We start from the raw sequence: 14,377 nt of genomic DNA, 5'->3' as shown, positions 1-14,377 counted from the left end.
GGTGTGTCCACGGCCGGACAAAATAAATTGAAGGGGCGGGGGACAGATGCAAATTCGCGAAATCAGACGCCGGGATGCCGGTTCTTTTTTGGCGTTCCTCCGGCAACTTGACCTGGAAACCGAATTTATGCTGCTGGAACCGGGTGAACGAACAGAAAAAGTGGCAGAACAGGAAAAGTGGATTCAGGAAATCCTGAGTCATCCCAATCAAACGGTTTTCATTGCCGAAGAAGGAGAAAAAATCTTCGGTTTTATTGAAGTTTTCGGCGGAGGATTTCGGCGGAACCGAGCCACGGCCCATCTGGTGCTGGGATTGTTGCGGGAAGCCAGAGGTCAAGGTTGGGGAAGCAAACTGCTGCATGCCGCAGAAAACTGGGCCCGGCAGCATCGGATCCACCGCTTGGAATTGACGGTGATGACCTACAACGTTGCCGCCGTCTCGTTATATGAAAAAATGGGTTTTCAGCGGGAAGGGACGAGAAAACATTCTCTGATTTGACCGTTTTGTCGACGAATATTATATGGGCAAAATACTGGATTAGCTTTTAAACAGAGCCGCATTATGAGAGATGAAGAGGGAATCCGGCCGTATATGCGCATCAGCAATCCGTGCGGCCATAGATCGGCCGAAATCCCGACCGAGCGAAATAACTCTTCCTGCCAGCCGGACGATATCTGTCTTTAATATTGATAAGTATATTCTTATAATTTAGAATGTATTATGATAACGTTGTGTTTTTTGTTCTCCCGCAGAGATGGCGCAACCGGAAAGGTTTGGAGATCGGGAGGTTGAAAAATGAAACTGTTATACCATGTCGAAGAAAAATCCGGCTATCAAAGCGTGATCGATGAGTCTTGTGATGTCCTTGAATATAACCGTTTCGATTTCCTGCGTTTGGGCCGGGGAGAAACCTGGCGCGGGGAAACGGGAGATTATGAAACGGTGCTGGTCATCCTCGGCGGAAAAGCCACGTTTACCGTGGAAGGGCTAACATGGGATAGGGTCGGTCAACGGGAAAATGTGTTTTCCGGAAAGGCGACGGCTCTCTATGTACCGATCCGTACGGCGTTTTCAGTGACGGAAGCCGGAGGCGGAACGCTTCAGATCGGGGTTTGCAAAGTGAAGGCGGAGCAAAAATTTAAACCGTTTCTGGTCGAACCGGAAGAGATCGTCGTCCATCACCGTGGCAAAGAGACTTGGAAACGGGAGGTACACGACATTATCGCCGACAATGGAGAAGGGCGCGTCCAGCGGATCGTGCTCGGCGAAACCTACGGTGAACCCGGCGGGTGGTCCAGCTATCCGCCGCACAAACATGACGAAAACAACGAGACGGAAGTGAAAATGGAAGAAATCTATTATTTTCAGATGGAGCCGCAGCAAGGTTTTGGTGTACAGCTCGTCTACACCGAGGACGGTGAGGTAAACGAATCCTTTATCATTCGTCACGGAGATGCGGTCGCCCTGCATAAGGGATACCATCCGGTGGCCGCGGCGGGCGGTTACAAAATCTACTACCTCTGGTTCCTTGGCGGTGGTGATGGACGCCGCCTCAAACCTTTTGACCAGCCGGCACATAAATGGCTGCTGCAGGATTGAAAGCGGATCCGACCGGCTATTTTCAAGTGCGAGATGGCAGAGAACGTGCTCGCCTGTAAGTTGAAGGGAAAGATCGAGACTTGGCTCTTTGCAGTCAAGTCTTTTTTTATGCCCGATGATCACAACCCGATGACGGAAACAAATTGAACCAAATCACTGACCGGGACACGTAACCACAACGGACTCTTTTTCATAAATATGAAGCAGATTTGAGCAAAGGCAAAAGATGCCGGTTCAGTGATGTTCCGGCGCAAGCATTCAAAGCATAAGCGGAGGTTGCTGATCATGGATGATTTTAAAAAACAAATTCAAAAATTAAGCGTCGACAGTTTTAAGCCCGGGGAGTTGGAGACTTGGGAATACCCGGAATATCCCTATTATTATGATGCGGAAGTATCACAAAGGTGCTGGAGATGCGGAAACCGGGTGTATGAAATAGCGGAAGTATTGTGCCAAAACGGCTTTGTGCGGGATGTGAGCGAAGATCGTCCGCACCAATTAACCGATGAAGTGCGGCAAAAATTTGCTTCGCAGATTGAATTTCTGGATACGTTGGCCGACTCCGGCGCTTCCCGTTTTGAGTCCTATCGCCGGGCCAAAGTGTTGGCAGTCGGCTGCGGCCCGATGTTGGCCTCATTAACGCAGGCCTTGCTGGAATCCGGATTGCCCCGGTTGCGTCTGCTGGTAACCGGCTCACATCCAACCAATCGCGAGCGCTTGTTTGAATTGGCGTCGCATGCCCGCAAAACCGACCCTGAGGTGGAACTGGAGGAAATTTGCCGGGACAAGGAGGGGCCGGATTTCTGGCGGGAAGCGGTGGATCCGTTTGATTATGTTTTATACGTGTCGCCAGGAAGAGGGCTTGATAAACTGCGGCTGCTTCATGCCATTTGCCGGGAGGAGAAAAAAGTGTTTCTCCCGGCCGTCGGTTTTGCCCGGTTCGGGATGGCGGGGCCGGTGGTGGAACCGGGCGCGGAGGGATGTTGGGAATCGGCGTGGCGGCGTCTGCACCGGAACGCGATTGGCAAAGAAACTGGGCAAAATGCATTCCCGTCGACCGCCGGGGCGCTGTTGGCCAATGTGATCGTGTTCGCCTTGTTCAAAACTGTTACCGGCGTGGCTCAGGCGGAAGAGAAAAATAAATTATTTTTGCTGAATCCGGATACATTGGAAGGAAGCTGGCACTCGTTTTTCCCCCATCCATTGGTGGCCGGACACAGGGAACCAACATGGGTTCAGGAGCCTGTTCAGCAGCTGGAAGAGAGTGCGGGCAGCGGGGCAGGAACGGATTTGTTTTCTTATTTCAATCACCTGACATCGGTGGAATCGGGAATTTTCCACGTTTGGGGAGAAGGAGACCTGAAACAGCTTCCGTTGTCCCAGTGCCGCATCCAGGCGGTGAATCCGCTGTCGGACGGGCCGGCAGAACTCTTGCCGGAAATCATCTGTTCCGGGCTGACGCATGAAGAAGCGCGAAGGGAAGCCGGTTTGGCCGGAGTCGAGGCATATGTATCTCAAATGACCGGTTTGCTCGTAAAGGATGGCATCATCCAGCCGCAGGAATTTGTCGGTGTCGGCGCAGGAACAACCGTTGCCGAAGCGTTCTGTCGCGGATTGCAAAAGTGCCTGGCTGATGAACTGGTGAAGCAACTGATGGAACGGCGGCCTGTTGTTGTTCCAGTGCAGTTGCCGGAGGTCAGCGATGAACGCTCCCAGTTTTTTTTGCAAGCATTGACAACCTTGCACGGGGAAGAGGTGATCGGTTTGGGCGAAAGCGTATGCGGGCTTCCGGTGGTTTGGATCGGTACGGGAGGCAGATGGATTGGCAGTGCCGGCTTGAATGAGACCATGGCCTTGCGAACGGCATTGCAACAGGCCGTGCAAAGAGAACAAAATCAAACGGAGTGCGGGGGAATCAAAACAGCAGAAGTTTCATCTGTCCTATTACGGGATCAGGAACCGCATCACCTGCGGTTGCCTTCCTGCGGGGAATCCTCATCACAATTGTGGCAATCTGCCTCTCAGATTCTGACACAGAACGGCTGGGAGGTTTTCGTCTTGGATTTGGCACTGGAACCCTTTTTACAGAAAGCACTGGCAGGAGTGTTTGGCGTGTTGCTAAGGAGGGGGGAGACAAGATGAGCGCGGTGGTGTTGGTAGTCGGAGATGGACTTTTGGCGGACATGGTGTGTGAAGAGATCTCACTCCGATACCGGATCGTTCGGAAAAGCAATTTAACAACAGGCGTGCCGGAAACAGCAGAGATGGCTTTGATGCTGCACGATTCCTGGGATCCCTCCGTTTATGCCGTGGCCGAGGAGGTGTTTTCATCTGCCGGGATTTCCTGGTTGCGCGGCTTCGCTTTCTTTGGCGAAGGTGTGGTCGGGCCGCTGGTTCGCCCGGGTGTGCCGGGATGTACCCGCTGCGCTGATGCAAGGAGGATGATGGCGAGAACGGATCGCACTGAGATATTGGAACTTCAGCAACGCCTTGCAGACATCGGGGGACTTAAACGTGACGCATGGGCATCGCGCTCCGCCCTGTTGCAGATGGTTCACGTTCTGACGGAGGAAACACACAGAGTTTTGCAAGGAAAAGAGTCCCATTTACAAGAACATCTCTATTTGCTCAATCTGAGAACGCTCCAAAGCTCTCGTCACTTTTTCCATCCCGACCCGCTGTGCCCGGTTTGCAGTCGATTGCCCGATGATTCCCCGGCTGCGGCGCGCCTTTCCCTGAAACCGAATCCGAAAATCAGCGCGGACAGTTACCGCTGCCGTTCGCTTGATGATCTGAAGGAATGTCTGGCCAGGGACTATCTGGATCACCGTACCGGTCTCTTTAATGGAAAAATGATCGATTCTGTCACGCCGTTCGCAGTTGTGGGGGTAAACATGCCCTTGCTCCGGGGAGATGAGACATCGGCAGGCCGGACCCATTCCTATGCGGAGAGCGAAATGACGGCGATTTTGGAGAGCCTGGAGCGGTATTGCGGCATCACCCCCCGTGGCAAACGGATGACAGTTCATGACAGTTACCGCAATCTGGAAAGTCAGGCGCTCAATCCGCTGAAGGTGGGGGTGCACGCGCCGGAACAATATGAGGAGCTGATTTTTCCCTTTAAACCGTTTGATCCTGACCGTTCGATGGATTGGGTATGGGGCTATTCATTTACCGAGGAACGTCCGATTCTCGTGCCAAAACTGCTTGCCTATTACAGCCTGGGCTTTGAGGATGGCTTTGTTTATGAAACGTCCAACGGGTGCGCTGTGGGCGGAAGTTTGGAAGAGGCGATCTTTTACGGCATTTTGGAAGTGGTCGAACGCGATTCATTCCTGATTACCTGGTACGCGCAATTGCCGCTCCCGCGTCTTGATCCGTATTCTGCGGAGGATCGGGAATTGCGATTAATGGTCGATCGCATCAGAGCGGTGGCCGGGTATGATGTCCATCTGTTTAACGCGACGATGGAACACGGGATTCCCGGTGTGTGGGCATTGGCCAAAAACCGGAAACCAAAGGGCATGAATCTCCTCTGTGCGGCCGGCGCCCATCCGGATCCGGTCCGGGCAGCAAAAAGCGCGATTCACGAGCTGGCAGGCATGATGCTCAATCTGGATGAGAAGCTGGAAGCGAACCGTGACAAGTGCATGCGAATGTATCGCGATCCTTACCTGGTGCAACAGATGGAGGATCATTCCCTGCTTTACGGGCTGCCCGAAGCGGAAGAGCGCCTGCGGTTTTTGCTGGATGAAAATCGGCCGCTGCGAACATTTGCTGAGGAATTCCAACGGGAGGAGTGGTATCCGGATTTGACTGATGATCTGAAGAGGATAATAAAAAAGCTTCGCCGCGTGAATCTTGATGTGATTGTGGTCGACCAAACGACACCGGAATTAAGGCGCAATGGCCTGTTTTGCGTGAAAGTGCTGATTCCGGGAATGTTGCCGATCACGTTCGGGCATCATCTGGTGCGCTTGACCGGGTTGGATAGGGTATTGCAGGTTCCGGCCGAACTGGGGTATGCCAAACGGCGGCTGACCCCTGATCAGCTCAATCCGCATCCGCATCCGTTTCCATAAACCGCATTCGGGAGAGATAAGGATGAATCTGGATGAGTTTCTGCAGTCGCTGCATTTTGATGTCGACAAAGTCAGGCCGCCGGACTGTAAGGTGGACTGGGAGGATGCACCGCTTCCCTATAAACTTTATCAGGATTTGCCTGCGATCCCCCTGTCATCGGAAGTTCCGCTGTCGCTCATCGGAGGAGAAGCGCCCGTGCAGCCCCGTCTTCGCGAAATGGGACATTTTCTCTGGTATGGATACGGGCTCACCCAATGTTCCCAGCCTGCTTATGCACTCGATTCCACGGGAAAAGGCCGGGGACCGATGCACCGCAGCCGCCGGTTTGTTCCCTCAGGAGGGGCGTTGTATCCAAACGAATTGTATCTCTATTTGAAGATGGAAGAGGTGCCGGACGGAATCTACCATTATGATGTGGCACATCACCGGCTTGTCTTGTTGCGCGAGGGGAATTTTGATTCCTATTTGCTCCGGGCGCTCGGCAACCGCTGCGATTGGTCGTCATGTTTTGCCACGGTTTTTGTTTCAGCCGTCTTTTGGAAAAATTTTTTTAAATACAATTACTTTTCCTATCGGCTGCAAGGGTTGGATGCCGGCGCACTGATCGGTCAGTTGCTGGAATTGGCAAAACGGTTCGGCTTCGTCTCCGGCGTCTGCTTCCAATTTCTCGATCGGGCTGTGAACCATCTGCTCGGGTTAAGTGAACAAGAGGAAAGTGTATATGCCGTGATTCCGCTGTCACTGCAGCCGGTGGACGCTTGGTTTGCCGGGGGATCGGACGGAGACGGGCAGGTCAGGGACAGGGAATTGTGCCGGGAATTGCCGGAAATACGGCACCGGCTTTTCATTCGCTCGCGGAAGGTAAAACCGTATCCGATGCTGGTGAAGATGAATCAGGCGGCGATGTTGGAAACCATGCCGTCGTTTCAACGGCCGGCCGGCGGGAAGCGCGTCAGCGGTGAGGGGCCGTCACTCACTTTGCCTGAGGCGGACCGATTGTCATATGATCTGGCAGCGGCCTGCCGAAAGCGGTACTCACCTGGCATGGATTTCTTTTTGGGCAAAGTGTGCCAACATCAACTGGCTTCTCTGCTTAAAGAGGCAACCGTTTCCTTCGCCTATCGCAATGATTTGGATGCATCACAGGAAAAAGCCAGGCCTCGTATCTCGCTTGCAGGCTGTTTTTATGGCGTTGAAGGCATCCCGGATGGTGCCTATCGCTATGACAGCGAGGCTCATGCTTTGCAATTGCTGCAGCCCGGAGATCATCGGTTCAGTTTGCAACAGGGAATGACCTTGCACAATGTCAATCTGTTCCAGGTTCCCCTCTGCCTGCATGTGACCGGAGACCGGAATCATTTGAAGGAGGCACTTGGATACAGGGGATATCGCATCCAACAGATGGAAGCGGGCATGCTGATGCAGCGATTATTGTTGGCGGCGTCGGCGCTCGGGATGGGAGGACATCCGCTTCTCGGATTTGATGTGAACCTTAGTGACGGGCTTTACGGGATGAAATCGCGAGGAGAAACATGCCTGTTGCAGATTCCGGTCGGTCCTGTCCGTCCTCATCCGCAACTGCAAGGAAATCTTCATGCTTAGAGAAGAATAGGAGAAGAATTGCACAGGAATATATGCCTGCGGCAGGTTATGCCAGGACATAGCTTTATCGCAGAGATTGCAAAGATGGCTTGCACTCGTCGCGTCATGTTTTCCGTTTAATCCTTTGTGTGCGGTTCTCCGGCGTTGATGACGGCCAAAGTTTTGTGCCAATCCACATTCCCGGGCCTCCCGGTTCTCCCTTCACTTTTTTGCGCTTTCTCTCCTTGTCGCTAACCAAGAGGAACACCGGTTCAGCTGTGGCTGTGATTGTCGATTGTTTGCCAAACCATGATACAAATGATCAGCCATGCTCCTCCGGCGCCAAAACCGGCGATGACATCACTGGGAAAATGAACCCGCAGATAAACCCGGCTCAAGCCAATCAAAAAAATGAGCATTCCTGTAAAGGCCGGCAAAGGCCAAGAACATTTCCCTTGCTTTTGCCGGCTTCGCCAGATGCAATAGCCCAGCATGCCGTAAAACGAGGCGGCTGCCATCGCGTGCCCGCTGGGAAAACTGTATCCGCCGGCTTCGACCAGATGCGGGAGCGTAGGGCGGGAACGGTGAAATATCTCTTTCAGGAAGAGGTTTAATAATTCGCTCCCGGACAGGCTGATCGCCAACATCACGGCTTGCCAGTGCTTTTTGGAGCGGAAGAGCAGCCAGGCCACTGTTCCCAATAACAAAGGAACCTCTACAAAGGCCGAGCCCAGAGTGGTAATCCAGACTGCTGCTGTTGTTACTCCCGGTTCGGTAAAGCGGTAGATCCACTCACCAATGATGGTGTCAAACAGCTTTAATTTACCGTGTATGAGATCTTCAGATAATGCGGCAAAAGTTCCCAAGAGCGACATGAACATCAGCATTTCCCAGAGGAACTGCTTTTTCTTTTTGCTGAGCGAAGAGAGGAAACTGATGAGGATTTTATCCGATTTGGCCATCGCTGATCAACCTTCTTGCATTTTATATGTTCTTACTGTAGACAAAGGACACCGGCGAAAGATAAAAAGTTCATACTTAACCCGTTTTCATGAAGAAATTCCTCTTTTTTGCAATAATCCCGGGACAGAAACCATGCCTGTCATCAATCGGAAGAATTTTTTTGTTTTCACGTGAACTTATTTTGTTCATTTGGTGTCTTTGCAGATGTACAAACGGAAAGAAAAAAGAAGGAGAGGTTGGCTTTGGATTACAGACTGTTTCAATATATCAATGGATTGGCGGGGCATAACGCAGTGCAGGACCATGTTTTTGAGGCGCTCAGCTCTTATGGTCCCTACGTTTGTGTGCTCGTCGTCGTGATCATGGCACTTCGTCCAGCTACGCGCCTGGCCGCCGTATTTGGTTTTGTGTCACCCTGTGTGGCGATGGCGGTGAATTTTTTAATCGGAGTTATATATAATCGGCCGCGTCCGTTTGTCACTCACCATGTCCATTTGTTATTGCCTCACGATCCCAACGCCTCTTTTCCCAGCGACCATACGGCCGGAGCGGTGGCGATTGCGATGGCGCTTTGGTTCTTTAGCAGAAAAGCTGGGGTGCCTATGTTTCTGTTGGCTTTGCTGATCGGGTTCTCCCGCATTTATGTAGGACATCATTATCCGACGGATGTTCTGGGAGGTCTGGCAGTCGGCGTTGTGAGTGCGATTATCGTCCATCAGGCGGGAACCAAACTGGTCAAACGTTATCTTCCTTCAATGGTAAAAGAAAAAGAAGAAGCAGCCTGATCAAAAACGGGATGTCAACGGCCTGGTTCTGGATTTGAACCAGGCTTTTTCCGTGAAGTGCATTGCAGTCCGGTCATGGTGCGCGCTTTTCTCCTGATTCCCCAAGATTTTCAAGGAGACTTGAGTGTACCGGGAACTTTTATCTCCCGGTTGTGCCGGTCTGTGTACCTGGGTGGTATTCATGCAGTACGGATTTGCAGGGGATAATTCTCGTAGATCCTTTTTTTTGCCAGGTGAGTTGCCAGTGTGAACTTTTTTGCTTGATGTACTGTCTTTACGTTAAAAGAAAAGGATGACCGGAACGGGAATGGAGGTAAGAGTGGAGGGAGTGTGGTGGATCAAAGTTTAACCCAACTTATCAAACAGGTGAAACAGGGAGATAAACAGGCATTTGCCCGGCTGGTGGACCGATATAAGCGTCAGGTTTTTTATCAGGCCTATGCTATGCTTAAGGATAGGGAAGATGCGGAAGACATTGCACAAGAAGCTTTTATTAAGGCCTTTTTTTCCATGAATCAACTGGAAAGCGCCTATGCGTTTACAGCTTGGTTAAGCCGGATCGTTTATAATCTGTGTCAAGACCGGATCAAACAAAGAGAAAAACAGAGGCGGGTGATCAGGGAATGGATTCATGAACAGAGAGACCGGATCAGTCATTCGGGAAACCAGATTGAGCAGAAACAAGTGCAGCTCGATTTAAAACGCGCCCTCCAAAGGTTGACTCTGGAGCACCGTACGATTCTGGTGTTGAGGGAGATTCAGGGCTTGTCCTATCGGGAGATCAGCGAAATCATCGGTGTTCCGGAAGGGACCGTCAAGTCTCGCATACATAACGCGCGCCTTTCTTTACGCGCGGAATTGGAAAAAGAGGGGGGTTTAAAGTGAATCATGTGAAAGAGATGCTCTCTGCTTATATGGATCATGAACTGCCAGCAAGCGAAAAAGAAGAAGTGGAGAAACATCTGCAAACATGCTCCGATTGCCGGGATGCTCTAGATCGGTTAATGGAGATGAAAATGCTTTTGGCGCAGTCTCTGGAAGAGATCGAGATTCCGGAAGCTTTTACCAATAAAATCATGTTGACCATTGATCAGCGGGAGCAGGTCATGATCAGCAGGGAAGATACAAGAAGAAGACCGTCCCTGTTTTCCAATCGGGCGTTGCAACGGGGTGTGATTGCCAGCATCTTGCTTTTGTTTATCGCCGACGGCGTGCTGATGTCAGCATTTGCGTTTCTGTTGTCCTTTCAATTCCTCAGCTTTTTCGTGGGCTTGTCGCATGCGGTGTTGACGTTGATTACGGCTCTCCCCTATATTGGAACCATTGTTTCCGTCACTTCCTTGCTGGTCATCCCGCTTTTCGGATGGTGTCTGTGGCAACTGTTAAGCTCGAAAAAGGTGGAACTATGGTCATGAAACAAAAAGTGCTTCTGTTGTTGTCCCTCTGTCTATGTATTCTGGTGTGGGCTCTGCCGGCCAGCGCGAACGCACTCCATCCGGTTTTTCAACCGGGAAATACACTTTTCTCCGATGATAATATCACGATCGGACCGCAGGAGTCGATTGAACACGTGGTCGACCTTGGCGGAAATGTGACCATTGCCGGAAGAGTGCATGAGGTAGTCGTCATCGGCGGCAACCTCCATCTTCAAAAAAGTGCCCGGGTACGGGATTTCATCTTGGTAATCGGCGGTTCTGTCACACAAGAGCCGGGAACGATTACCACTGACAGTTTATTTCACATCGGGACGAACAACCAGATTGTGAACAGTTTGCTGATCACCGGCACCACCCTGTTTGGCTTATGGTTTTTCCAATTGTCACTGAGCTTGGTCCTCATCCTTCTCTCCATCGGTGCCGCGGTATTTTGGCAAAAGAGGATGGAAGCGTTTATTCAGCCCATCCGGCTGGATTTTAAGAGGCTGATGCTGATCGGATTTGCTGCCGGTCTCCTGCTTGTTGCCGTGGGAAGCGTGCTTATCCTCAGTATCATCGGACTGCCGCTCGCGCTGGCTTTGTTCCTTTTGGTCATCGTTTTTACGGTGATCGGTTTGACTGCCGTTTCCATGATGATCGGGGGGCAGTTTCCGTCTGCACATGAACGGCAACCATGGTTAAATGCAGCGATCGGGTCGGTATTGATCGTGGCTCTGCTCAATTTTCCCCTGATCGGTTTTTTCATTTTCCTGGGGCTTTATTGGCTGGCTTTGGGACTTCTGACTACCTGGCTGTGGGAAAAAAAGAAGATGTTGTTCAAATAGAAGCGTTAAAAAAGCATCCGGGATCGCAACATTTATCCGGATGCTTTTTTATTTCCGATGACATATCTCCATACGCCTCAGAAAGTGATCCGATCGAATTTTACTTCGCGGGCCGGACGGATGGACTTCGGCTACCAAAAGGGGGAGATGATATGGATCTTGAATATCCTTAATATGGATTTAAAGAGAATATTTAAATGTCAGGTTTGTTTTAATAAAAAGGGTGGGAATGTTTAAGAGGCTGAAGCAAGAAAAGCGGGTCTTGCCAAGTTCTCAGGTCGGAGGGAGTCAGGATGCATCAAGTCCATTTGCTTGAGATCGAATTTGAAAATGACGGACTGAAGCAAGTTTATACACCGGTTCTGATTCAGGATGAGCATGAAATGATTCTGATTGATTGCGGGTATCCAAATTCCGGGGATCATCTTGAAAAGGCGGCGGAACAAGTCGGTGTTTCGTTATCGGGCCTGACCAGGGTCATTGTGACACATCATGATCTTGATCATGCGGGGGCATTGTCCGGTCTGAAGAAAAAGTATCCGCACATTGAAATTATTGCGCATGAACTGGAACGGCCTTACATCGAAGGAAAGAAAAAGTCTCTGCGACTCGAACAAGCAGAAGCCATGCTTGCCGTTATCAAAAATGAAGAGAAGGCTGATGCTGAACGATTCATTTCCTTTTTGCAAACTTATGAGCCGGCAACAGTTGACCGTACGGTCGTGGCTGGTGAGCGATTGCCCTGGTGCGGCGGCATTGAGATTGTCCATACGCCGGGTCACATGCCGGGGCATATCTCGCTGTATTTGCTGTTCAGCAAAACGATGATCGCCGGAGACGCCGTTGTGGTGGAACACGGAAGGCTGAACATTGCAAATCCGCAGTACACGTTGGATATGGAAGAAGCGCTGCGTTCTGTCCGGCGATTGCTTGACTACGACATTGATCATCTGATCTGTTATCACGGAGGCACATTCCATGGCGATATTAAAAATGCGTTGAAACAACTGATTCAGGATGATGCTTTGTAGCATTGGATTCATCCGGCAAACCGATGCAGAACCAGCCAATCTTTGCAGACCGATGGTCCGGGAGCGAAGCTTGTTTACGATAAGTACAAATTGTTGAAAGACTTAATGTAATGTATTTCCACCGTTTCCAAATTGATGATCTCGGACTTATTGATTATAATCACGGAGAGAGAAGATTGGCTGAATGTCGTTATTTTGATTGGAGTGGTTTTGTGTTTAATATTATCGTAGCTTATGATCAGAACAGGGGAATTGGCAAAGACAACAAATTGCCTTGGAACATTCCGGATGATCTGAAGCACTTTCAACAAATGACTCTCGGGAAGACGGTTATAATGGGAAGAAAAACGTACGAGTCAATTGGCCAACCTCTGGAAGGAAGAGCAAATATCGTACTTACCTCAAGCTGGGGTAATGTGGAACATGATCCATTGAAGCAACAAAACATTACGATATTCAAAGATCCGGAACCCATTCTCAACATGAATAACCAGGAAGATATGTTTATCATCGGCGGACAAAAGATCTTTGAACTCTTTCTTCCGCACGTAAAACGGATCTATGCCACGGAGATACATGACACTTTTGACTGTGATACGTTTTTCCCGGAATTCAAACACCTTGATTTTAAAGAAATTGAAAGAAAGCCAGGATCAGTGGATGAGGAAAATCAGATTCCTCATGATTTTGTTGTTTATGAAAGGAGTCCGGAATAACCGGACTCCTTTCATAATTATTCTTTGCGTGCCCGGAAGACCTCTGACCTCTGGCTTCAGCCATGGGGATGAGAGTGCGTCAGACGTGGGAGTGAATACGCAACGATCTTTTGTTCTCTTTTTTTGTACCTGTTTAATTGGAAATCATTGTTGTAAATCGGCAATGGATGAAGAATGTTTAAACTGTTCAAAGTGATCGAAACGCCATGTACGACTGACCAATCCCTTCCTTTTGGATAACCCCTTGCAAAATCGTTCGAAACTCCGGCATGACCCAACGGTGAAAAAATATTTCTTATCTGAACTTTTCTTCCCACTGGGAAGTCTTTTTTTATTGGTTCCGAAAACTGATTAATCGGATCACGTGATGGATTAGTTTCCTATTTGAGAAATAATAAAGAAAGGTGAAAAAGAATGCAGCAAATGATAAAAAAACATTGGATACAAAACAAGAAGGAACGCAAATGGGTATATGCCGCACTGGGGTTCGCTGCGGCCATTGTCTTTATCGGGCTGTGGAGAATAGCTCATATTTCCCTGTATGCCTTGCATACCCTTCAATTTAAATCTTCATTTAAGAATATCGGTTCGTTGGCGAGAATTGTGCTTTTTATTGTTTTAGCTTATTATGTTTGTCTTTTCATCCTGCAAAAACGATTGGCAGAACGTTGGGGTTTTCTTAAAAAATGGGTGATATCCATGTCTCGCGTGGCTCGAAGTTTGCATACGCCTGTTGCGATCATTGCAATGGGGCTGATCATTCTTCATGTGGTGGGAGCTTTTCTTTATGGTTTTCGGTTCGATTTCAACAATCTCAGCGGGTTGCTTGCATTGTTCGCTTTGCTGCCTGTGCCCGTTTCCGGCTTGTTTCGGTATCGAAGATTGGATCGAAAATGGCATTTGCGGTTAGGATTGGCTTTCGCTGTTTTGTTTTTGATTCATGCATTTTTGTAAAAGTCAATGTCCGCCTGTCACATGGGAACCGTCTTGGCTGGTTATTCTTCTTTCGGTTGTTCCGATCTGAAGAAACCGGCTTTTTTATGTCGGTAGAAAGGGCACGGCTGCTTCTTAGATAAAACCTCTGTTGACCCGGATGGTTTGACCCGTGATCCATGAATCTCTCAATTTCCTCCCCTGACTTTCCAACCCTGTCATCTCCATGGATAAGCTTTTCTTCCTTTCCCCTTTTTCGGCAAAAATAATTTTTCTCTTTTCGATCCATGCTTTCTATTCTTATTTTGCGAACAATCATCCACCATTTATGGCTTCGATTGAAGAGGCCTTCCTGCCTTGTAATCCCCGGCGGGTCAGGAGACTAAGGTCCGTCACGCCGATACATAATAGGGATATATCCCATG

General features: G+C 49.7%; 13 protein-coding genes. 12 read left to right on the top strand and 1 reads right to left on the bottom strand.

What is annotated here, in order from left to right; genetic code table 11:
* Positions 1-46: 46 nt before the first annotated feature.
* The 5 genes from JG50_RS18200 to JG50_RS0109735 all read left to right on the top strand — a co-directional run bounded on the left by JG50_RS18200 (position 47) and on the right by JG50_RS0109735 (position 7,285).
* Positions 47-499: a GNAT family N-acetyltransferase gene (locus JG50_RS18200; RefSeq protein ID WP_235281653.1), complete on the top strand. Its 453-nt coding sequence runs from the start codon at positions 47-49 to the stop codon at positions 497-499.
* A 297-nt stretch (positions 500-796) separates the two neighbouring features.
* Positions 797-1,600, top strand: coding sequence for a 5-deoxy-glucuronate isomerase (gene iolB / locus JG50_RS0109750; RefSeq protein ID WP_033100939.1), 804 nt, complete (start codon positions 797-799; stop codon positions 1,598-1,600).
* Positions 1,601-1,885: 285 nt separating this feature from the next.
* Complete coding sequence (locus tag JG50_RS0109745; protein ID WP_052154169.1) at positions 1,886-3,742, top strand: putative thiazole-containing bacteriocin maturation protein; 1,857 nt, start codon at positions 1,886-1,888, stop codon at positions 3,740-3,742.
* The gene (locus JG50_RS0109740) at positions 3,739-5,682 is read left to right on the top strand and encodes a TOMM precursor leader peptide-binding protein (RefSeq protein WP_033100938.1); all 1,944 of its coding nucleotides are present in this window, start codon (positions 3,739-3,741) and stop codon (positions 5,680-5,682) included. The genes JG50_RS0109745 and JG50_RS0109740 overlap by 4 nt, the downstream gene beginning before the upstream one ends.
* Before the next feature lie 22 nt (positions 5,683-5,704).
* A complete protein-coding gene (locus JG50_RS0109735) occupies positions 5,705-7,285 on the top strand; it encodes a SagB family peptide dehydrogenase (RefSeq protein WP_033100937.1) in 1,581 nt (526 codons plus the stop codon).
* A 251-nt stretch (positions 7,286-7,536) separates the two neighbouring features.
* Here the strand turns inward: JG50_RS0109735 and JG50_RS0109730 are convergent, their stop codons facing one another.
* The gene (locus JG50_RS0109730; protein WP_052154168.1) at positions 7,537-8,226 is read right to left on the bottom strand and encodes a phosphatase PAP2 family protein; all 690 of its coding nucleotides are present in this window, start codon (positions 8,224-8,226) and stop codon (positions 7,537-7,539) included.
* A 243-nt stretch (positions 8,227-8,469) separates the two neighbouring features.
* Here JG50_RS0109730 and JG50_RS0109720 point away from each other — a divergent pair, with 243 nt between their 5' ends.
* From JG50_RS0109720 to JG50_RS0109690, 7 genes are all read left to right on the top strand, one after another.
* The gene (locus tag JG50_RS0109720) at positions 8,470-9,012 is read left to right on the top strand and encodes an undecaprenyl-diphosphatase (protein WP_052154167.1); all 543 of its coding nucleotides are present in this window, start codon (positions 8,470-8,472) and stop codon (positions 9,010-9,012) included.
* A gap of 333 nt (positions 9,013-9,345) precedes the next feature.
* Positions 9,346-9,897 (top strand): RNA polymerase sigma factor, encoded by a 552-nt coding sequence (locus JG50_RS0109715; RefSeq protein WP_052154166.1) that lies wholly within the window; start codon positions 9,346-9,348, stop codon positions 9,895-9,897.
* Complete coding sequence (locus JG50_RS0109710; RefSeq protein WP_033100934.1) at positions 9,894-10,427, top strand: anti-sigma factor family protein; 534 nt, start codon at positions 9,894-9,896, stop codon at positions 10,425-10,427. The genes JG50_RS0109715 and JG50_RS0109710 overlap by 4 nt, the downstream gene beginning before the upstream one ends.
* Positions 10,424-11,272, top strand: a complete 849-nt coding sequence (locus JG50_RS0109705; protein WP_033100933.1) for a bactofilin family protein — start codon at positions 10,424-10,426, stop codon at positions 11,270-11,272. Before JG50_RS0109710 ends, JG50_RS0109705 begins: the two co-directional genes overlap by 4 nt.
* Positions 11,273-11,565: 293 nt before the next feature.
* Positions 11,566-12,303, top strand: a complete 738-nt coding sequence (locus JG50_RS0109700; protein WP_033100932.1) for an MBL fold metallo-hydrolase — start codon at positions 11,566-11,568, stop codon at positions 12,301-12,303.
* A 176-nt stretch (positions 12,304-12,479) separates the two neighbouring features.
* The gene (locus JG50_RS0109695; protein ID WP_052154165.1) at positions 12,480-13,019 is read left to right on the top strand and encodes a dihydrofolate reductase; all 540 of its coding nucleotides are present in this window, start codon (positions 12,480-12,482) and stop codon (positions 13,017-13,019) included.
* Positions 13,020-13,433: 414 nt separating this feature from the next.
* Positions 13,434-13,973 (top strand): hypothetical protein, encoded by a 540-nt coding sequence (locus tag JG50_RS0109690; protein WP_033100931.1) that lies wholly within the window; start codon positions 13,434-13,436, stop codon positions 13,971-13,973.
* Positions 13,974-14,377 lie beyond the last annotated feature (404 nt).

Source organism: Thermoactinomyces daqus, from assembly GCF_000763315.1.
Lineage (GTDB): Bacteria > Bacillota > Bacilli > Thermoactinomycetales > Thermoactinomycetaceae > Thermoactinomyces_A > Thermoactinomyces_A daqus.
This window is presented reverse-complemented; position numbering and strand designations above follow the sequence as displayed.